The following is a 22,380-nucleotide window of genomic DNA, read 5'->3' as shown; positions in this document are numbered from 1 at the left end:
ATTAATTGTTCTGATCAACTTCCTTTGTTGTCGCTCCTTCCGTGTCTCTAATCTGTCTTTTGAATCTCTCTAGCTCAGCCATAATATTCAGACAAGTCATAGACAAACTTCCTTCATTATTAATAACGGCATCGCATAAATCATAAGCTTCTTCAAAAGCAGATTCGTCTTTTTTCATTCTTTCATCAATTGCATCATTTGTATCTCCACGATCTTTCATTCTCTGAATACGTGTAGAACTTGGTGTATCAATACATAATGCCAAGATATGTTTCTTATGATAATTTTCTTTTAACTGTTTTAATCCTGGAACATCAACTACATATACATCTGCATCATCACACTGACTTTCTGTAGCACAATACCAATTGCCAGTATAATGATTCTCTGCAACCTTGCCTGTAATTCTGGAATACTGGGCTAGATTTACATATGTATGATCATCAAGTTTGTCTGCTCTCTTCTCTCTGGTTGTATATGATCGTAGATATTTCAGACCGTAAATGTCTTCCAGATACTTCGCTGAGACACTTTTTCCTGCTCCAGATCGCCCGACCAGAGCAATTAAAACATTACTTTTATCTCCTGTCATCTCTATAAGTCCTTTTCTAATTTCTTGATTCTTCTATTGATTTTTGTTACGATTTTGCCATTATCTTTGCTTCTAGCAATTAAGACGGCTTTTCTATCCTTTAATAAATTTAACTGCTCTAATTTTGTCATATACTCATTTTCTCCTTAGGCTATATTTTAGTTTTCAGTTGCTGTTTCTGACGATTCCTCTACAACCTCATCAGAATCATCATCTACATATTCAATATCTTCTTCTTTTACTTTTGTTGCAGGATCAAGTTCTTCGTACTCTTCCTCTGTGGCTGGCTCTGTTTTAACAGTTCCACATTTTTCGCAATAAGTTGTCCAATGATATCCATTCTCTTCATCATATGCAATTGTTTTTTCTGCCCACACATGACTACATGTTTTATCTGCATCATCTGGATATTCTGGTTCTGTATAATCTGCATCGTCTGTATCGTCTGCGGTAGAATTTTCAGTATTTTTTTCTTCTTCTGTTGTTGCCGATACATCATTTGTTGTATCTTTAGAATCTTCTTTGACGGCATTTTTCTTATTATTTTTCTGCTCTGTTGTGTTCTTTGTAATTTCTGTAGTTGACTTACCTTCTGTTGTTGCAGAAACCTGTTTATCAGTGTTATTATTTAGTGTATCTGCATAAATAGTATATGCTGAAACGCATCCTACTGCTGTTAACATTAATGCTCCAGCGATTAATAATTTTTTAATTCTCATAACATATTCTCCTTTTAATCTATCAATCCATAAACGATGCCATTATATAGATGGCGATTGCCATTAATACAATTGCAACAATTACTACTACACCGATTGGTATTACAATACTTGTTATCATCCAAAGTACAAATGCAAATACTCCGACAGATATGAATATTGCAAGAAACCAGATAATAATTAATGCAATCGACGCCAAGAAAAATTTTAAGATTTTCTTTATGATATTGAATCACCTACCTTATGGCATTTCGTCATAAATTTTACTTACATCATCTAATAATTCTTTTGGAAGATATCTTTCTAAGATCTCATTTGAATTATCAAGTGTTTTCTTGTAGAAATCTTCTGCAATACCACCGCCAATAGCAGCAATCGTGTCTGTGTCACATGGTAAAGATAATACATTTCTTAAGAATGATTCATAATCTTCGCTTTCCAAGAAACATCTAATTGCCACAGGCACACTATCTTGAACTGTCGCAGACCAAACATAATTCTTTCTATAATCTTCAAGTGGTCGATCAACACCATATGTATACTGGCTAGATGGATAAAATCTTAAGGCATATTTGTAAATTTCTTCTTTTGATCTGTCCCAACGAGCCATAAAAGAACAACTTGTCACAACCGATGCTCCTTTGTAAGATTCTGAGTGGCTGTGGGTTTTCTCACATGTATATCGTGCAATATCAATATAAAATTTAAATGCATCTGGATTGTCTGAAAATCCCTTAAAATACATCATAATTGGTGAAACTCTCATTGCGCATCCATTGCCAAAACTCTCGTTTACATGGTTTCCATCATCGTACAACCAGTCTTCAAACATTTCACCATATCCTACGCCAGAATATTTCTTACCATATTCTAAGTAGAACTCCCAAGGTTCTTTATTGGTTTCATCTAACAACCACATACCTGTTGCAATACTGAGAACTGTATCGTCCGTATATTTGCATTTATCTGTAAACAATTCACAGTTCTTCCAATCTAAATTGTGAGGTCTGCGGAACTCATATTGAGAACCGCAAATATCTCCTAAAATTGCTCCAATTAAAGCCATTTAATCACCTACCTTCTGTATCGAATAATGACTCAAAATCATCTTTTTTCATTGTCATAAATCTTCCATTTTTACAACGAATAATATAATCGCCTTCTTCTAATAACATGTGAGACTGTTGTCCAATACTTACGAAAGCATTATAAAATCCACTTAAATTCTGGTCTTTATGAGAAGAATAATATGTCTTCTGTTTCGCTTCATAATAAAAGTGAGGAGACTCTTCAGACAACCAGTCTGGCATTTGCCCTCTGATCTCGATCATCACATGTAATTCCACTATTGTCGGATTATATTCGCATGGAATAATCTCTTCTTGACGATTAGAATAAAATTGCCATGCCTGCATATTTACTTCATGTTTCATAATTCACCTAACGTATTTCATCAAAGATTAATTTTATCTAACATCAATTCTTCCCACTTGGCACGAATTTCCTTTGGTGTCTCTTTTGAGTGCATCAATTCACTTTCATTAATAAAGCGTGAATAATCGTTGTTAAATTCTAAGTTTTCTTTTTGTATTCGCATTGAACAATAATTAGTTATAATACTAGGTTTCTGTCGCATTTTATCTATTCTACGATCATCCAATCTTCAGCTAACATATCTGTCTGACTTGCAAGCCAAGGAACCACGTTACCCTGTGCTGTTTTCATTGCAATATAAGCACCATATTCGACTAATCCGTCTTTGTTTACAATGCTTTTAGCAATATCTGTGCATGGCGCATAAGCTCCTGCTGGAACATAATATAAAAACATACCTTTCCCATTCCAACCTTTTCTTGCTACTTTTCTTTTATCTTTCATTGCATCAATTGCTGTTCCAAAATCCATAATAAATTCTCCTATTTTCTAAACTGTCGCACTAAACATTTTGCCGCATCCATAATCCATGCATCTCTTTTGACTATTGCAGCCGAAATTTGTTCAGCTTCCCTTTTCTTTTTCTGCTGTATTCGCTCCCAATGTTTCTGTGCTTTGTCCATTCAGCTCTCCTTTACTTACTCCAACCAATCATTGTCAATATAATAGAAACCATACGTTAGACCACCAGTTAAGATAATCCAAAACATCCAGAATATCCATTTCCAAACTTCGCCACTCGACTTATATGACTCGACTGTTTCATGTAAATTTGTTGCACTTAAGTCACAAGTTGTCATAGTGTTATTTTTTAGTTTTGTGTAAACAGTTCCCTTAACTGTTTTTGCTTCCATACCATAGTATTCATACCTGACACGAGAAGAATGATAAATTCTTTTTAGGTAATGACTTCCTATGAAATCAATCTTATCTTCATTGAATTTCTTACCTGCAAATTTAATCTTTTTGCAAGTCTTACTTTCTCTCCACATATCATCCCACGAATACCAAACTCTCTTTCTGTAATGGACTTTTCCTTTACTGTCTTTACTTTTTTCAATTTTTTCATGTCTGCGATACTCTTGTCTGACTTTTCTGACATAATAATACTTACCGCCAATTTCTTTGTATGTAACTGTGTCTACAGGTTCTAACTTCCCATAAACAAAAGCATTACCAACATTGGTTTCCATACCATATTGAAAAACATCATCACTTTTTATCTTAAGGGCATGATTGTATTCTTCATTCTTATCAAGGATGAAATTATCAATATTACTACTGATAACGATTCCAAACACAAGCATGACTGCGATCAATGTTATACTCGCTAAGATTTCCCTTGGCGTTATCTCATAATTACCAAAATTCAATCCTTTGTGTTGCCTCATATGTTACTCTCCAAATAAATGCTGAGGTGCAGTTTCAGAAGCATCCTTATATTCTAAATAAGTATAATTTTTTGTTTCATACCCAAGATTACTTAAGAAAATTCGTGTTGGAAATTTCTTTACATATCTGTTATATTCTTTGATCTGCTGATTGTAGTTACTGCGATATTCAGCAATCAAATTCTCTGTGACAGATAATTCATTCATCAGCCTTTTATAGTTCTTATCTGCCTTGAGTTCTGGATAAGATTCTGTAACTGCTGCAATTGCTGTACTTGCATTTTCAACAGTTCCTTTAGAACTACGTCCTTTAACGATTTCTTTAAGTGTACTTGCCTCATGTTTATCATAAGATTTTACACAATCCGCCAAGTTATAAATCAGATCAACCCTACGTTTCTCCTGTACGTTAATGTCGGATTTTGCTTTGTCAACCTGTTCTTCTAATGAAATTGCATGATTCTGCGAACTCTGAACTCCAAATGTACAAGCTAGAAATACCGCCACAACTCCTACTAGAATGATTACTGGAATCTTCCATACAGTGTTTTTCTCTTTACTCATATTTAATTTTCTCCCTTCAGAATCTTAATTAATCCATCTTCATCAATGATCGGAATGCCTAACTGTTGTGCCTTTTTATTCTTACTGCTTGTAGAATTCACATCGTTGTTCACAAGATAATTCGTATTTTTGGATACAGATCCTGCGACTTTGCCACCTCTGGACTCAATTTCATCTTTGATCACATTACGATTGGCAAACTTATTTACCTTACCAGTTACAACAAAAGTCATTCCTGTGAGGTTAACAGTAGATTCTTTCTTGCTTTCTGACATTTCAAATTCAAGTTCTTTGGCTAATGTCTCAACCATTTCAAGGTTTTCTTTGAAATAATCATCCATTGACAATGAAGTATTGATACCAATACCATCAATATGTCCAAAATATTTTCTCTGTTTGATTCTTTTAATAAATACATCGTATGGATTTTCATTGTTCGATAGAGAAATCTTATCAATAAGCTTGCAAATATCTTTTGCCGTTGACTTCCCGACAAGTTCAATACCAAGTGCTGTTACGAAATTAACCAGTTTACACCTACGACTTTCCTCGATACTATTTAATAAGGAAGAAACACTTTTTACACCAAATCCATCAAGGTTCTTCATCTCAGATTTATGCTCTGCTAAATTATAAATATCTGCATAATCTTTCAGCCATCCAAGATCAATAAATCTTTTCAGTGTTGCCTCAGATAAACCTTGAATATTCATTGCATCTCTGGAAACAAAGTTTACAAATTTGCTGAGCAATTTAGCTTTACAATCAGGATTCATGCATTTCAGAACTTTACTATCATTTTCATTGATGATTTTTGCTTCGCCACCGCAGGTTGGACAAGTATCTGGAATCTTGAATGTATTACTTCTTGTCAGATTATCGTGTACTTTTGGAATTACCATATTACTACGATAAACTTGAATCGTATCACCTACACCAAGTTCCAATCCTTCAATGTAACTTACATTATGTAATGTAGCTCTTGTAGTTTCTGCACCATCAAGATCAACTGGATCAAATACAGCAACTGGATTAATTAATCCTGTACGAGATGTGTTCCATTCAATATCTCTGATCGTTGTTTCATAGAGGTCATCTTTATATTTGTAGGCGATCAACGATAATGGGTGATGGCTAGTCATTCCTAACGATTTACCATATTGATAATCGTTGTAGGAAATAATTAAACCATCAACAGGATATTTGTATGTCTCTGGATCAAATTTCTCCATATATTCTTCAACATTATCTCGATTAACAATCTGATGTTCTACAACGTCAAATCCCTGCTCTGCAAGATATTTAAAACTATCCACAATACTTGGCATTTCTTCTTCAGATACGCCATCAATTTTGACTAACTCAAATGCTTTGTATGCAAGTTTTCTTTCCTTTGCTACATTCGCATCTAACTGTCTGACGGTACCTGCTGCCAGATTTCTTGCGTTCTTGTATTTACCATGCAACGCTTCATTGATTTTCTGGAAGTTTTCATAACTGATAACTGATTCGCCACGTACCTCAATACTACGCTTATCAGGAATCTCAAGAGGTAAATTGAAAATCATACGTGCCGTATGAGTCACATCTTCTCCAATTTCGCCATTTCCCCTTGTAATTGCTTGTTTTAAGCGTCCTTTTTCATACCTTAGTACCACCGTCAAACCGTCTTCCTTCCACGATAAAACACCAATTTTATCCGCAAGAAATTTTTTGACTTCATTGACATCCTTCGTCTTCTGAGCTGATAACATGGGGCGTGTATGCTTTACTTTAGCCAGAGAATCAATTACAAATCCTTGAACGTGGTGGATGGGCGAATTATTTAAAACAACGCCAGAATCTCTCTCAAGTCGTTCTAAAGCAGTGCATAAATCGTCAAATTCTTTATCTGAAATGATCGGATTATCCTCTGCGTAGTACGCATATGAAGCATCATTGATTCTGTCGATCAAGACATTCATTTCTTTCACATATTCAGTTTTCATAATTTTTTGGATTTTCCTTTTCTTGTTTATATTGTTTAGTTGATTATTTTAATTTGTGTTTCTATGTCTTTCAGTAACTGCCAATTACTTCACTACATATATTTTTCTGTGCTGTTGCACATTCACTGTTTCGGAATGTGTTGACTTGAACACGTCTACATGCATTCCTTTTACTTTGCCTCCACAATCTTCTGCCACAAAGATTGTATCACCGTATCCCTCAATCTTAACTCTTGTTCCATAAGGGATAATGTTTTTATCAACCGCAATCGTATGATATGGTCGAGCAAATTTATGCCCTGCATGATTCCAAGCAATCTTAGATCCATATCCTTCTGAACACTCATAACATGGACAATATGCTGTGATCAAAAATGTTCCAAGCGAACTCTTTTCTAGTTCTTGCTTTCGCTTCAGCCGTTGTCGTTTAATTCGCAATCGTTTCTTTCGAAGTGTTTCTAATCGAATCTGTTTTGCTTTTTCTTTATCAGCTTTCTTACATTTCTGATAATGCTCATGAACGTCTTTTAATTCAACGCTTTGACTGATTGGATTATTTGAAATCACATTGTCTTGCTTATTTTCTACAGCAGTTGTCTCTGTTGATAGTGTTGAAGCCTCTACAGAGGGTCGCTCCTCTGCTTTGACTGTGTGAGTCATAAACCCCGAACACATTGCTAAAAAACTAAACGAAATAACTTTCATTAAAAATCTTTTTCTCATTTCCACATCTCCTTTCTTTAACATGTTCTTATCTTATCATACCTTTATGTGCTTGTCAATAGCATTTAAAGATATTTTATGACTGTAAACTTAACCATGTACGTCGCTTATTATGATTTGTCATAATACATCTTTTGAACGCTTCTGGCTCTGCAAAGAGCGCAAATCTTTTCTTAGCTCGTGTTAACATCGTATATAACATACAGTTATCAAGCAATTTGTAATGCGTATTGTCAATAATACCGATCATGGTCTGTGCTGCCGATCCTTGAAGCTTATGCGTGGTTAATGCGTATGCTAATTGCAGTTGTCCAAGTTGAGCGAAAGAATATTCAATCATCTTCTCTTCGATATTTGCATTCATAGACACCAAACATATTTCTTTTTCTTTATCAATTGCTGTAATGTATCCAATATCACCATTAAATACGTCTCGCTCGTAATCATTTGAGGTCTGTAATACCTTATCTCCTAAATAGTATTTACGATCTTTGAATTCAACAAATGGTTTATTACTACTAGCAAATAATTCTTTCTGTACTGCTTTGTTCAATTCATCTGTACTGTTCGTACAATTACTTCTTCGTGGAGAAACAATCACAACATTGTCAATTCCTTCCTCTTTAACAGATTTGATATACTGTTTTACTGCCATATTAAACAATGATTCTCTATTCTTCCTAAACAAATAAAACATATCATTTAGTTCACCATGGACAATTTTTAACTGTGGACTATCCAATGGATTAATCCCTCTTCGAATCTTTCTTGCATCCGTTAAAATACCAGATTTTTCTGCTTGTCTCATCGGTTTGGTAAGCTGCACACTATTTAAACCTTTCTTTTTTAACAGATCCGAGAAAATATTACCAAATCCAATTGGTGGCAACTGCATATAGTCACCACAAAAAATTAATCGTGTTCCTGGTCGAATTGCTAATAAAAAATTATAGAAAAGGCTCGCATTTGTCATACTACTTTCGTCCATAATTACTACATCAGCAGGTAATGGGTTATCTTGATTATAACAAAAACTATCAATACCTTCTGCCATAAGCAATCTATGAATAGTCCGTGAGTCTAAGCCTGTTGCTTCTTTAATTCTTTGGGCTGCTTTTGCAGATAAGGCACACGCAACAATGCTATTATTTCTTTTTTGGTAGCATTTAATAATTGGTTTCAGAATTGTTGTTTTACCAGTTCCAGCTTCTCCAGAAATAAACACAACTTGGCAATTTAATGCTTTATTAACTCCTGTAATTTGCTCTTCTGAAAACATAAACCCTTCTTCATCTTCAACTTCGGAAATCGTCTGACTAATCTCACTATCTGTTATTGGTTCGTAATCTGTTGTATTCCCAAATGAATATTTCTCCATATCTTTAATCAATTCGTAAATATTCATTTCTATTTTATAGTACGATTTCAGACCAATTTTATCTCCAGATGTATATAAATAATTTGGTAAATTTTTATCTGATTCTTCATCAAACCATTCGTCAAATATAGGTAAGCATTCAGATACTGCATTACTAATATTGCTTCTTAAATTTTTGATATACACATATGTATGTCCATCATTATCACCAACTTGATGCAAGTCGTAGGAAATAAATGCATTTAACCGTTGATTTGAGCATCGCAATTCTGGTTTCAATTTGAGTGCAATATCATCAACTCGTTTAAATCCCATACCCTTTACTCTAGTTAGTATATATGGATTTTGTTCAATCTGCTTTTTTAAGACACTTGGATTAGGTTCGGATTTCAATAATCTTTCAATCGTTGGTAACGTAACCCCATATGGTTGCAACATTACAACAATATCAGAAATCACATAGTTTTTAATAATTTTATCTCTAAGCTTCTTCCAAGTTTTATCTCCTAGTCCTTTGATTTCTGAATGGTCAATCATCTCTAACTGACCATTCATTACATCTTCAACAACATTAGGATATTTCGCAATTAACTGATCTGCGATTGCTGTGTTCGTCTGTGTTTTTAAAAATACCTTTTGTGCTTCAAAAGTTTTAGGAACTTCAGCAACTATAGAAAGTGGTTTATATTGGTATTCATTGTATTTCTTAGAATATGTCATATTGGCTTTAACCTTATATTTCGTTCCTAAATACAACTCCTGCATATTACCAACCAATTTGCCACATTTATTCATTTTTTTATCGGATAAGCCATCAAAATCATTATTATTATATGGTTTACATTCTGGTAAATCTTCTGCTGTACAGAATGTGTAAATCCCAAATAAAGATTCTTCATTATAATAAATCTGATATAATGGGACAATCTCAAACTCATATTCTTTTGTACTATCCACCACTTTAGGCGACAACCCCCTTCACTTTCTTAATATCTTCTAACCATTGTTTATATGGTTTAATTTTCTTTGCGATAACCTTCTCATCTGAATCTTTTCTGCATAACATCGCAATCTGATTTCCTTTGGCAATCATATCTTCATATTCTTTTAATTGCGAATGCCAGACGATTGCCTCAGTCAATCCAAAACTAGAATATAAATTCACATACGCAAATGTCTTTTTATTTTTGTCTTTCTTTTTATCAACTTTAGCGATCACTGCAACCACAGTACAATCATCTCCATCTTCAACATCTTGAAATTGTTTTGACATATACTTGTATGCCTGATCAAATGGGTTATCGTTGATAAAGATTTGCAATGCTTCAAATTCCCAAAAATCTTCATTCTCAAGATATTTTTGATTCTGTGCGATAAATTTCTGAAATCGTTCTTTTTCCTTATCTTTATACAGTTCATACTTTTTATCGTTGTAAGCTTTTAATATTGCATCTTTGTCGTAATCATATTTCTTCTCACCTATACGGTAATCTTCAGCGTCAATATCCCATTTGATAAGTAATTGTTTGTAACTCGGTGCTTTCGCAACTGGTTTAAATGTTGTTGGCTGATACATAGATTTCAAATATTGAATTAAAGTTTTACGTTTATTCTTTGTTGGAATTGCACCTGCTTTGATCAACTGAATAACCTGTGATTTACTTGGGTTAATACGTTCGCAAAAGTTTTCAAATCCTATGAATTTACCATTTTTATCACGGTCTTCAAGAATCACCTTTGCAATTTTTTCTCCAATACCACTGATAGCCGATAATCCAAACAATATATACACATCGTCAATACTGAAATTCATCATTGATTTATTTAAGTTTGGTGGTAACACTTGAATCTTAAACGCCTTGGCATCAAGAATATATTTATTTACCATTCCTGCCTTATCTTTATTGCGATTCAATAATGCCTTAAAAAAACACAACGCATAATGTTTCTTTAAAAACGCTGTTTGTAAGCATAATACAGCGTAGGAGTACGCATGACTTTTGTTGAATAAGTATCCCCCTTTTTGGGATAATGTCTCGCTAATCTGTTTTGCAATTTCTTCGGGGTATCCATTCTCAATAATCTCGTAATAAAGCTTTTTAGATTCAGATTTTACAAGTTCAATATTCTTCTTACCAATCGCCTTACGGAATAAGTCAGCTCCTCCATAACTTCGACCACCAAATTTACGAACAATATCAAGTAATTGCTCCTGATAAATCATACATCCATACGTTTCCTTTAAGATTGGCTCCATATCTGGATGGATATATGTAATTTTCTCTGGATGATGTTTATACTCAATGAATTCTTCTAAGACATCCATTGCATCTGGTCTATACAGTGCTAATACAGCTGCCAACTCTTCCATGTTTGAGACTTGTAACCTAACCAGCAAATCCTTCATACCAGCACTTTCGACCTGGAAAACACCATTCGTCATTGCACTACGCAATAATTCATATGATCCTTTATCCATTTCAAACTTTGGATTGTTAATATTTACATCAAACTCAGTTAACCCTGCGTCAATTTCGGCTTCTTTTACAGTGTTCAATGTAGCAACACCCAAAATATCAAATTTAATAATCCCAATCTCTTCAACGATACGTTTATCTACTTGGATGACGTGTTCTCCATCAGTTCCAAGTTTCATTGCCATATAATCGCTAATATCTGTATCTACAATTCCAACACCACCTGCATGAGAAGATACTGTTTTTACTCTACCTGCAAGATGAGATGCAACGTCAAAAAGCTCTTCATATCTTGGATTCTCTGCTAAATCTCTGTTATTCCATAAAGATTCTTCAATCGTGTCATATACAAATTTTTTACTTAGTTTGTCCATCTCGTGATAATTGAACCCTAAAACCTTGCCAACATCTTTGATTGCCACAATTGGAGTAATAAAACTGAAATTGATAATCTGGCATACTCTGTTTTCGCCATACTTATCGATCAAATATTGGATAATCTCATCTCGTGTACCAACATCTGTATCTGTATCTGGCATCGAAATTCTTTCTGGATTCAAGAATCTTTCAAAAATTAATCCATACTTGATAGGGTCTAAGTCTGTAATCGTGATCGTATAACATACCAAACTACCTGCACAACTACCTCGACCAGCACCAATTGGAATACCATTTTCTCTTGCAAAATTGATAAAATCCCAAACAATTAAGAAGTATCCATCGAATCCCATGGAATGAATAATATCTAACTCATAATCAATTCTTTCTTTTCTAAGTTTCTGCTCATCTTCTGGTAATTTATCGAATCCTCGTTTTACCCACCCTGTATCAATCAGGTACTTCAAATAAGAATAATTATCTTCAAATCCTTCTGGTAATGGGAAAGATGGTAACTGAGGTGCTTGAAATGGCATGTGAATTTCATCAATTAAATCTGCAATCCTATCAGTTTCTTCAAGCCCTTTAGTTACTGCATCTTCTCCAATTTGACTATCCATAATTGCATGAATTTCATCATCAGATTGCAAATAACATCCTTCGTAAATTTCTGCTGCGGTTTCAGTATCGTGAGCAAGTTTTACATGCCAGTTCTGATAATATAAATCTTCTTTTCTAGCAGCGTGACTATCAGTTGTAATAATGTATGGTGTATTAGTGTCTACTGAAAGCTGTAAGATTTTCTGATTATATACCATTTGATCCTGATGTGAATGTGACTGCATTTCTAAATAAAAATGTGGAAAAATCTCTTTGTATTCACGAACATATTTAACACATTTCTGATAATCTGGCTCTCTGGCAAGTTTAGATGCCAAACAAGCACTACTCACAACCAGATCCTTAGCATATGGTTTCAACGCATTCAGATCAATTCGTGGCTTGTAGTAAAATCCATGAAAATTTGAATCAGTTACCAATTGATTAATTGCTTTTCGACCATTCTCGTTCTTTGCCAATACAATTAAATGGAAATATTTGCTATCCTTGTTCTGTTCTGTCATATCAAAGCATTCATAAAATTCAACTCCAAAAATCAATTTAATACTTGGATATTTCTCATGAAGCTTATCATAATAGCACCAACTATACTCATTGCCATGTTCAGTGATAGCCAGGGCTTTTAGTCCTATCTCTTCTGCTCTTTGTAAGTTTTCTTCAGGTAATGCATATCCATCTAACAATGAATAATGCGAATGTGTATGTAATGAACTACTCACTAACTTCACCTCAATCCCAAATATCTTCGTCTAATTCTTCATCTGTTGTGATGCTCAGAACATTAATATCATCAACCGCAATTTGATATTGTCTAATTCCGTTAAAGATATTAGTCTGTGCAGTTCCTACTAATTCAAATGTAACTGTGCCTTCGTCAGAAAAATCATTCATAATCCAATCATAAATCTTATTTTTTTCATCACATCTAAACATCACGCATGGAATATCATTAATCTTGAATTGCATTGTATCCATTTTCTTACCAACAACATTAATTTCTTCCTTATTTAATGTGATATTCTCGACAGCAATCATCGGATCATCAATGCCCTGCCCACGAATATCATCCAATTTAGACATTTCCTGTAGTAGTTCAAAATCTAATCTGCAAGCATCTACAATGAAATCAACTCTATAAGTTGCATCATATTTAATATTTTTCAGCTTGTCGTTTAATTCTGTGATTGCTCCAGAGATATTATCTGTCGAACATCCAAATGCATTAGCGTGACCTTTTGCCCATAAAAATGAATTTGTTTCGGATATCACGTCTTTCAAACTATCAATCGGGCTATGGTCTACATTCCTTGCACTACCACTCATTTCTACTAATCCTGTTTCTGGATTAATATGTTTTCGTAATAACAAACATGGTCTGTTCATATCTTCAGCAATCTTAATAGCAACCAATCCTGTCAAACTGCTATCTAATGTTTCTGTAACATCAAGAATAGTAATCTTACTATCTTTATCTTTTTCTGCCTCTTTCATAATAATCGGAACCATCTTCTTCTTTTGACGATCCTGTTTACCTTTAGCATTTTTGCATAATCGAGCAGCACGATCGTAAATATTCTCTTTGATTACTTCCGCAGGGTTGTTTTTTGTTGCTCTTTTCTTATAGTCAAATACCTCATAGTCTTCAATAAATGCTCTAAAAACCAATTCTTTATCTTTCAAAGAACCAAATCGCACCATACCATTGATAATTGGAACTATATACCACTGAATATTATGAATATTAACAATACTGTGCATTGAATAATCTTGTGCATTGATCAGCGCTTTGAAGCATTCATTCTGAATATTCTGTATTCCTTTATTGACTAAACGACGTGTTTCAAAGGATCTCATATCCATCACATCACCAATATTGGCTAATGCACACAAATCTAAATAATCATCTGCATAATTAATCCATAATTCATCATCCATTGCCTGTAAAAATCTATAGACAATCCCAGCCCCACATAAGTCTTTATTTCTATATCGTGGACTACACTGATTATTTACAATTACAACTTCCTCTGACATTATTTCTTCAGATTCTTCTTTTTCATGGTGATCAAGAATTACAATCTGTACGCCACGGTCTACAAGTTCTGTACATTGTGCTACATCATTGGTGCCTGCATCTGGAATTATTAGAAGTTTCACATCTTCAGGTATAGTAATATCTTCACTTAATCCATGAGCTTTTGCTTTTTTATGTAATAAGTAACAAATGTTACTCTTACCATCATAAAGTTCATTATTAATGCGATTTAAGTACATATATGCCATCGAAGCCGAGCAAAATCCGTCTACGTCCTCGTCAATTAAAATACCGATTTTATGTCCATTTTCAAGTGCAAAAATCGTTGTATTTACTGCGTTTTTGATACCCTCTAAATCGGCATAATCTTGAATTACGCTATCATCGAGGTTCAAATACATTTCATAATCATCAATCCCTCTATTTCTTAAAATTTCTGGCACAACATTAGAGGTATCATTTGTGCCTCCTTCATATAATTTGTATTTTATATGTATAACCTGCCTGTTCTTATTTAAGTGTATACAAATAGTTATTTAACAATAGTTCCCATTTTTTAGGATCATCAGTAGGTGATTCTTTTTCGTCAAGGATTCCTTCTTTTGAATTGTCCATAATGTATGAAATCGGAACTCCATCAATAAAACGATCTCCAAGCTTCTGAATCTCTTCTAATTCAACATCTTTGTCAAAAATAAATACTACTTCAACTCCGAGTCTTGTTAACATGTCAATTTGTTGTCTTGAAACTTGCTTGCCGCCAGTCGCCACAACATTTTGATATCCATATGACCATAGCTGCATGACCGCCTTTTCTGCTTCAGCAACATATACTCTTCCAGCCCTTTCTATATAAGGTAGAGTTTTATTCAGTCCGTATAAGATTCTTTGTTTGGCACATGGTTCAATATATAAATATTTCAGGTCATATTTATCTAACTCTTTCTTGAACAATCGTCCTTTAACACCTACTAAATCACCAATTTCAGAGAAAATAGGTATTGTAATTCTGTTTGTATCTTCGTCATAGCCAATATTAAATTCTTTCTGCGTTAAATAACTAATATGATCTTCATAAAACAGATCATTAACATAGTCTTTATAATAAGAAAGAATTTGTTTTGAAATTGGCTTGACTGGCTTATCTTCTTCAGTTTCTATATTTTCTTTCATATCATGTATTAATTGAGTGATCTGCAAACTTTCTGGCAGTTGCTCATCAAAATCATGATAATAATCTATACCAATCAAATTGGCTAGATATTTTAAACCGTCTGGGAAAGACAGACTTTTTGTAAAACATACCAAGTCAATTAAATCTGTCTGTCTTTCTTTTGCTGTCATTTTTCTTGTATAATTTGTGCAATTTAGGTTTTCGTTGTTATATGTAATAACTGCGGATTCATTATCCCCATCTTTATTTGCACAGCTCCAATATCCAGACGAATGATATTTAATATGATGACAGCCTATATCTTTCAGAATATTTTCTACATAATTGTTGTCGTATATATATTCTTTTAGCTGTGCTACGTCCATAACCTACGCTCCGTTTTTCTCTCGTTTTATGACATATCCTATTTCATCCCAAGTGTTTAAATCCAAATTGATCTCAAAAATTGGAATAACATTCTTATTACCGCCTCGGTTTTTATCAACCTTAATGCAGAAATATGTCTTGTCCTTTTTTAGATCGTGTGCCTGTGGCTCTCCCCAATCACTAATTGACATATACTGATACTTGTAATATTCGTCAGGATGTAACCTTTTACCAAGCATTAAGATATCAGCAACGTGCTTAATCTGTTTTGCGTTGGCAATATTATTACTACTTAACTGGAATATATCTGTATACACTGTGTCATCTGTTAACTGGAATACAGAGAAACAAAACATATGGATTTCTTTCATAAGCTCTTTAATTTTTGTGGCTGTCTGTTTCACCGTTTGCCAATCATCAATACGATAACCTTTTAACGTGTCATAACCACAATATTTCACATCATATAACATACGATGCTTTCTAAATTCAAACTCTAATGCCGAATCTGAGTAATCAGAGCCAACATCTTTGAAATATAATTTTCCTTGACGTTTCTGATCAACCCATTTTGCAACTTGCATAACTTTCTGAAATTCATCTGATGTAGTCGCTACTCTATGCTTATACTCCTCTTCGGTTTCAATAAAGTCTCCATTTTCATTTGTTTTTCTTTCAATCACATTGCCATTATTATCTCTGTAAATACCAAGAACTATTTCCTCTTCTGGCTTTTCAATATCAATCCCATGAAGCTCTTTGAAGCATTTGTTGTTGATTACCGTAACGACTAAGCAATTTCGTAAATCGTCTTCGTCCATTTCGTTACTGAGTAATAAAAATTTCTCATCCATTGCCAATACGATATATGCAATTAACAACATCATATTTCTTGACTTTCCTTCATTACTTAAGAATCCATTGAAAATTACCTTTCCAAGTCGACACCCTCTGAACATCTTATTGAGAATCGCCCAAGGTAACGGAATTCCCAAATCTGGCTTTGATAAAAATGATTCAACCTGTGATTCAACACCACTATTCAACAAGACAGAATCTTCACCTGCACTAATAACAGTATTAATTTTATCTGCCTGAGATCGAATCACTCTATAAATATCTTTTGCTTCCCATTTTTCGAATAATCTATGATTTAAAATTCTTTGAACAGGATATCCATTTCTGTCATACTCTCTTACAAGTGAGTATTTTTTAACGAGATTATAATATTTCTTAAAATCATCACAATCTGCAACCTGCATCCATGATGAAATTGTCTTCCATCCTTTGTATCTTTTATATGTTCTAAGTCTTTCGTCTGATTGACTCATGAACATATTTACCTTATCTTCCTCAATTGTCTGAGTAAATGTTTTGTACATAATCTCAAACATATCATAGAAGAATTTACATGCCTCATCACTGAAATCATACTGGCTTCTCATATATCCACCATAAGAAACATATAAATCTGGTTGTTTATACAAAGCACCAACAAACATCATTTCACTCTGAATGTTAGTTACACTTTTACGTTCTACTGTTTCTTCTGTCAATCAAGTCCCTCACCAAAAATATCACTTAAAATGTCATCCATGTTATCGTCTTGTGTGGCTGTTACTACAGTTTTCTGAGTTGCAATATTATTTGTTTCAACAAAAGATTTTGCAAATTTTTCATTATTCTTTTTGTCTACTTCATTTAATTTCTGTTTCTCTTTCCATCGTAAATAACTATCATACTTTCCCACTAAAACTGCTAAGTCATAATTAACCTGGTGTGTCGGATTATCTTCATCCATCGTTCCTTTTTGTATTAAAAATGTTCGATTTTTCTTAAGATATTTCATCTGACGCTTCCACATATCTAAAAGATCACTTGGCGGAATTGGTTTTGCCAGCCCACGATATGTACCTTTATAAATACTTTTCAATTTTGTGAAAACATATGCTGGTACAGAACCAATGTAATTATAATTATCAAGAATAAACCGATATACTTTATCTTCTAATAATCTTGGTTCAAGTAACACTCGTGCTTTCTGGTTATATTCATCAATCTTAGATAATGCAGATAACCATTTATCATGCTTAGTATTTTTGGATAATAATTTTGCTTCACACATTTTTCGGAAACATTCTTTGTGATAATAACCATTGTCATATTTAACAATCTCTTGTACTTTATCTAAATCAAGTTCAATTACTTCTTTACAATAAGCACATTTTACTGTTAAAACATCTGCCATACTACAGTTACTCCTCGTCCAATATCAAAGGATTAGGTAGCCAAAAATGGCTACCATATAAACCCTTTTATGATAAAACTTCTTCAATCTTCTTAAGTTTTTCAATGTCTTTAATTCGTGTAATCGCAGTAGGTAATCCTTCTTTGGCAAGCTTGTCTTTCATCTCCTGTTTTTCTGGAGGTGTCATCTGCTTGATCATACCAATAATACGTTTTCTAACATCTTCGATAGAATCTTCTTTACTAGAGCTTCCTACAGATACAGCACCAGATTCTTCTTTTTCTGCTTCCTCTTCGGAAACTGGCTTACCTGCTTCTCCAAGAATTTCTCTCTTGTAGATTTTCTGTTCAACATCTACTGCTTTTGTAAGAGCATTACCAAGCGTAAACTCTTTGTTTCCAACAGAATTATCAATAACTTTCTGCCAAGCTAACATCTGTGGATCTTCTACAATCTCGTTCTTTTTATATGTATGTGTTCTATCTTTCACAATCTGAGCACAAACCATATCAGTTTCATTATCAACGAACGTACGAATTACTGTTTTTGCGTTATAATCCATGCCTTTAAATCCGTCAATAATCTTACGACCTGTTGTAACAGTTTCTCTTTTACCGTCAATCATCTTAGATTCTGTCTCATCTTTTTCTCTTGCTGTTACAACACAATGCGCTCCAGAAGCTAATAAATCAAGAATTAAATCCTGACCTTTGAAGTTTACAGTCTGGTAATCTTTTAATTCCATACCTGCACCTTCAATCTTGACAAGTCTGGCTTCACCTGTCATATTTGCAGCATCCGCTTTTACACGATTTCTTTTTTTAGAGAACTCAATCAATCCCTGTTTTGTAGTCAGATTTAAGATTGTTGATCCATCTACAACAATAGCATCAGCTCTAAATGGAAGACCATCTGCGTCTAAAACTACATCATCAGTTTCTTCTCCATCGTCATCAAGCTCGTAGAAGTCACCGTTTGTTTTAACTGTATCAATATAATGTCTTACTTCTCCTAAGCTCTGAGTGTAAACAATGTAAATGTTTTCGAGATTTACACCATTTTCCTCTAATTCTGGTAAATAATCATCAATACTTCCTGATTCAGAGTCTAAATATAAGACTCTGAAAGGTTTCCCATCTGGGCGTTTAAAATACGCTAACTGCATTGCCAGTGTACTTTTACCAGTAAAAGGTTCTCCATAAATAATAGTCATCAATTTACTCTGTGTTTTTGCTGCTTTTCTTGCTTTTGCCAAATGTAAAACTCCTTTATGTATATATTGTTTTTGTTATTTATTTGTGAAATGATTTAGAATTGCTCTTACCAAACATCGCCTTCAGTATCATCTGAAGAATCATCAAAACCAGATCCCCATTCATCATCTGTAGAAGAACTACTTGTCTGTTTATCATCAGACTCACCGAAATCACTTCTTGCTGCTTCTGCCTTTTTAATAGCTTCAATCGCTGCATCAATTGCTTCTCTGGTGTATGTTTCTGAATCAATACTGTCTTTGCTTGCTCCAGTGATAATAAGTTCTTTTCTTGCAGAATTTACGACTCTCTTTGTAGGATCTGCTTCTCCCCATCCATCATCTTCTACTTCAACTTCTTCTGTCTGAATTTCTGTCTTAATATGTCCCCAAACTTCAATAGATGAATATGGCTTCACATTTTTCTTAAAAGTTTTTGCTAATTTCTTATTTGTCATATAGAATTCAGCGTCATCAACAGATGAATAACCAATAATCTTTCCATAAACGATAAAACGTCCTGTTGGCACATCATTTTCTTTTTCCTGTTCGATATTTGTGAATACCATTGTCTGTTTGAAATCAGATCTTACTTTACGTTCTTCATCATCAAGATCAATTTCTTTACTTGTTAAACTAATCTGTGTTGGAGACATTCTTGACCACTGACGTTTAGTACCGTCTTCCCCAGTAAAACTTCCATATTCAATATCTCCTTTGATGAATACACTCTGGTTGTCTGCCATATGTTCTGAAGTATATTTTGTTAAATCAAATGGATCTAAGACAACTTTCTTATTAACAACCTGTCCTTTATCATTGGTCTCTTTTTCAAGACCTGCTCTTGAACCAATAATTGCCCAACCTTCGCCAAGTCCTAATTCTTCAGCCGATTTAAAACGATCCGCCCAAGGAATTTTTTTAGTTTTGTATGTACCATCTTTCTCTCGTTTGATAAAACATACTGTAGGTTTTTCAAATGCCTGAATTTTACATCCAACTTTTACGTCAGGTTCTACTTTAACTCCGAAAGATAATGTTCGTTTATCTTTGCCTTTCTGCGTTTTACCTTCCTTATAAAAGTCGTCTTTCGCACAATCAGTGATTAATCCTTCTAACTGAAATGTACCTTTAGTTTCTGGTAAGTTGAAAAGTCTTTTAGATTTTGTGTTTTCTGCCAAATAAATTTACCTCTTTCTGTTATTAAATTTGTTTAGTTAGTTTTTAGTTTGTAAATAAGTCATCAATTTATATCCACTGTCAACTCTGCCAAAGCCAACAGGAACAAAAAATAATTTTATCTGATCGTCTTACATTGCTATAATCGTTCTAGTACGTTTATAACAAATGCGTCAAAAAAATAATAAAAGCAAAAAGCTTTTTTGAAATTATAAGGATGTGATTAATTTATTTTTAATTTTTTTCAATTGATATTGAATTGCTTGATATGTAACACCAAGGGTATTTCCTATTTCTTCGTTCGTATACCCTTTTGCCTTTAAATTAATAATTAACCTGTCCTTATTATTTAGTATTCGCATTTGCTTATCAAAACACAAAAAGAAAATTAATTTTTTTTCATTATTTTTTTTATCAGCTAACAAAAAAGAATATTCTTTTTCGTCTTCATCTAAATCATTCATTAACTGATTGTACGATAAGGTAAGTCGTTCATCTCTTTTATCTGCAAATCTCCATCGAGTATATGCTATAATTTCTTTTTGCATACATTTATATGCATATGTAGAGAATGATTTAGCTTTGGATTCATCATAATCAATTGCTGCCTTACACAACCCAATAGCAGCGAATCCATAATAGTCATCAAAATCTTGTCTGCGGATACCGCATTTTGTCATAGCAGAGTAAATCAAATTATGATTTTGTTCTACTAATCTTCTCTGTTCGTCATTTAATTTCAACGACATTTTTGCCACTCAAAATATATTTAAATATACTCAAATACATCGAGAAACTGAAATCCTCACGGATAATTCTTACTGTTTCAAAGTACATGCTTTTGTAATGAATTAATTCATATACTACTCACAAGTTCGTGTGTACTCCACAGTCGTAAATTCCCGAAATAGCCTTCGGTACATACTTACATTTGCTTGAATTATGCAACCTTGTAAGCCTTCGCATCTCTAAGATTAAGACTTGCATTAAAATCTCTATCTTCAACATAACCACATGTACAGCAATATATCCTATCTGAAAGTTTTAAGTCTTTCTTAATTTTACCGCAGCAATGACACAATTTAGAAGACGGATACCATCTATCTACGATTCTTAATTCAATACCATTGTCATCACATTTATTTTTTAATCTCGTTCGAAATTCATAGAATTTTTGTGATGCAATTGCTTTTGAAAGATGTCTATTCTTCATCATTCCTGACACGTTCAAATCTTCGATAGCTATGTAAGACGGTTTGGTTTTCACTATCTCAGCTATAGTTTTATTGATATAATCAGTACGGATGTTGTCTATTTTATGATAAAGTTTCTGTACTTTAAGCTTTTGTTTTCGTATATTCTTTTGAGCGGACTCTCCTTTCTTTAAATTTTCATATTTACGAGAGAGACATCTCTGTTCCCTGCGTAGTTGTTTTTCTAATTTCTTTAATCTTTCTGATTTATTAATATTCTTATAGATTTTGCCGTTTGAAATAATCGCCAAATCTTTTAATCCTAAATCTATTCCGATACCGTCATGATTATTATTAATAATCTTCACATCAGGAATTTCAACAAGAACTGACACGTAATATCTATCTGCCTTAATAGACACTGTACCACTTTTAATTTTCCAACCATCTTTAGTAATTGGAATGTACCCTTTTTCTTTGATTCTTACCCATCCAAGAGTCGGTATTTTAATCCTATGTCTTTCGCAAAAACAATCCTTCGTATAAATGTCAACATTAAAATGTACATTTTTGATCATTTAAGAATGTACATTTTTGCTATTCTTCCTCTTGATCGGTATATTTTTTTAAGCGATAAGATTTTCCTGTGATATTTACCACATGTGCAT

20 protein-coding genes and 1 pseudogene are annotated in these 22,380 nt (G+C 33.5%); all 21 read right to left on the bottom strand.

Annotation, left to right across the window (positions count from 1 at the left end; genetic code table 11):
- Position 1: 1 nt before the first annotated feature.
- The gene (locus KE503_RS07610) at positions 2 to 592 is read right to left on the bottom strand and encodes a hypothetical protein (RefSeq protein WP_212384899.1); all 591 of its coding nucleotides are present in this window, start codon (positions 590 to 592) and stop codon (positions 2 to 4) included.
- A 2-nt stretch (positions 593 to 594) separates the two neighbouring features.
- Positions 595 to 723 (bottom strand): hypothetical protein, encoded by a 129-nt coding sequence (locus KE503_RS14700; RefSeq protein WP_283093052.1) that lies wholly within the window; start codon positions 721 to 723, stop codon positions 595 to 597.
- Positions 724 to 750: 27 nt separating this feature from the next.
- Positions 751 to 1,311 (bottom strand): hypothetical protein, encoded by a 561-nt coding sequence (locus KE503_RS07605; protein WP_212384898.1) that lies wholly within the window; start codon positions 1,309 to 1,311, stop codon positions 751 to 753.
- Between the two features lie 241 nt (positions 1,312 to 1,552).
- Positions 1,553 to 2,377 (bottom strand): ADP-ribosylglycohydrolase family protein, encoded by an 825-nt coding sequence (locus KE503_RS07600; protein ID WP_212384897.1) that lies wholly within the window; start codon positions 2,375 to 2,377, stop codon positions 1,553 to 1,555.
- Between the two features lie 4 nt (positions 2,378 to 2,381).
- On the bottom strand, positions 2,382 to 2,744 hold the full coding sequence (locus tag KE503_RS07595; RefSeq protein WP_212384896.1) for a hypothetical protein: 363 nt from the start codon (positions 2,742 to 2,744) through the stop codon (positions 2,382 to 2,384).
- A gap of 208 nt (positions 2,745 to 2,952) precedes the next feature.
- Positions 2,953 to 3,216: a DUF2829 domain-containing protein gene (locus tag KE503_RS07590; protein WP_173774583.1), complete on the bottom strand. Its 264-nt coding sequence runs from the start codon at positions 3,214 to 3,216 to the stop codon at positions 2,953 to 2,955.
- A gap of 11 nt (positions 3,217 to 3,227) precedes the next feature.
- Positions 3,228 to 3,368 carry a hypothetical protein gene (locus KE503_RS07585; RefSeq protein WP_212384895.1) on the bottom strand — a complete coding sequence of 47 codons (141 nt, stop codon included), beginning with the start codon at positions 3,366 to 3,368 and terminating at the stop codon, positions 3,228 to 3,230.
- 15 nt (positions 3,369 to 3,383) lie between these two features.
- On the bottom strand, positions 3,384 to 4,136 hold the full coding sequence (locus KE503_RS07580; protein WP_212384894.1) for a hypothetical protein: 753 nt from the start codon (positions 4,134 to 4,136) through the stop codon (positions 3,384 to 3,386).
- A gap of 3 nt (positions 4,137 to 4,139) precedes the next feature.
- Positions 4,140 to 4,700 carry a LemA family protein gene (locus KE503_RS07575; protein WP_212384893.1) on the bottom strand — a complete coding sequence of 187 codons (561 nt, stop codon included), beginning with the start codon at positions 4,698 to 4,700 and terminating at the stop codon, positions 4,140 to 4,142.
- Between the two features lie 2 nt (positions 4,701 to 4,702).
- Positions 4,703 to 6,688 (bottom strand): NAD-dependent DNA ligase LigA, encoded by a 1,986-nt coding sequence (gene ligA / locus KE503_RS07570; protein WP_212384892.1) that lies wholly within the window; start codon positions 6,686 to 6,688, stop codon positions 4,703 to 4,705.
- Positions 6,689 to 6,772: 84 nt separating this feature from the next.
- A complete protein-coding gene (locus KE503_RS07565; protein ID WP_212384891.1) occupies positions 6,773 to 7,411 on the bottom strand; it encodes a 3D domain-containing protein in 639 nt (212 codons plus the stop codon).
- Between the two features lie 76 nt (positions 7,412 to 7,487).
- Positions 7,488 to 9,749 (bottom strand): AAA family ATPase, encoded by a 2,262-nt coding sequence (locus KE503_RS07560; protein WP_212384890.1) that lies wholly within the window; start codon positions 9,747 to 9,749, stop codon positions 7,488 to 7,490.
- Between the two features lies 1 nt (position 9,750).
- Entirely contained in the window at positions 9,751 to 12,984 is a 3,234-nt protein-coding gene (dnaE, locus tag KE503_RS07555; RefSeq protein ID WP_212384889.1) for a DNA polymerase III subunit alpha, read from the bottom strand.
- Positions 12,985 to 12,994: 10 nt separating this feature from the next.
- On the bottom strand, positions 12,995 to 14,695 hold the full coding sequence (locus tag KE503_RS07550; RefSeq protein WP_212384888.1) for a DHH family phosphoesterase: 1,701 nt from the start codon (positions 14,693 to 14,695) through the stop codon (positions 12,995 to 12,997).
- Between the two features lie 115 nt (positions 14,696 to 14,810).
- The gene (locus KE503_RS07545) at positions 14,811 to 15,839 is read right to left on the bottom strand and encodes a toprim domain-containing protein (protein ID WP_212384887.1); all 1,029 of its coding nucleotides are present in this window, start codon (positions 15,837 to 15,839) and stop codon (positions 14,811 to 14,813) included.
- 3 nt (positions 15,840 to 15,842) lie between these two features.
- Positions 15,843 to 17,396, bottom strand: coding sequence for a hypothetical protein (locus KE503_RS07540; protein ID WP_212384886.1), 1,554 nt, complete (start codon positions 17,394 to 17,396; stop codon positions 15,843 to 15,845).
- Positions 17,393 to 18,088: a hypothetical protein gene (locus KE503_RS07535; protein ID WP_212384885.1), complete on the bottom strand. Its 696-nt coding sequence runs from the start codon at positions 18,086 to 18,088 to the stop codon at positions 17,393 to 17,395. Before KE503_RS07535 ends, KE503_RS07540 begins: the two co-directional genes overlap by 4 nt.
- A gap of 67 nt (positions 18,089 to 18,155) precedes the next feature.
- Positions 18,156 to 19,343, bottom strand: coding sequence for a hypothetical protein (locus KE503_RS07530; RefSeq protein WP_212384884.1), 1,188 nt, complete (start codon positions 19,341 to 19,343; stop codon positions 18,156 to 18,158).
- A gap of 65 nt (positions 19,344 to 19,408) precedes the next feature.
- On the bottom strand, positions 19,409 to 20,521 hold the full coding sequence (locus KE503_RS07525; protein WP_212384883.1) for a hypothetical protein: 1,113 nt from the start codon (positions 20,519 to 20,521) through the stop codon (positions 19,409 to 19,411).
- Positions 20,522 to 20,728: 207 nt separating this feature from the next.
- On the bottom strand, positions 20,729 to 21,262 hold the full coding sequence (locus tag KE503_RS07520) for a sigma-70 family RNA polymerase sigma factor (protein WP_212384882.1): 534 nt from the start codon (positions 21,260 to 21,262) through the stop codon (positions 20,729 to 20,731).
- 197 nt (positions 21,263 to 21,459) lie between these two features.
- Positions 21,460 to 22,251 (bottom strand): annotated as a pseudogene (locus KE503_RS07515) (RNA-guided endonuclease InsQ/TnpB family protein); the annotation flags it as partial.
- Positions 22,252 to 22,380: the final 129 nt, after the last annotated feature.

Origin of the sequence: Anaerostipes sp. Marseille-Q3525 (assembly GCF_018223505.1) — a bacterium.
GTDB classification, from domain to species: domain Bacteria; phylum Bacillota; class Clostridia; order Lachnospirales; family Lachnospiraceae; genus Anaerostipes; species Anaerostipes amylophilus.
This window is presented reverse-complemented; position numbering and strand designations above follow the sequence as displayed.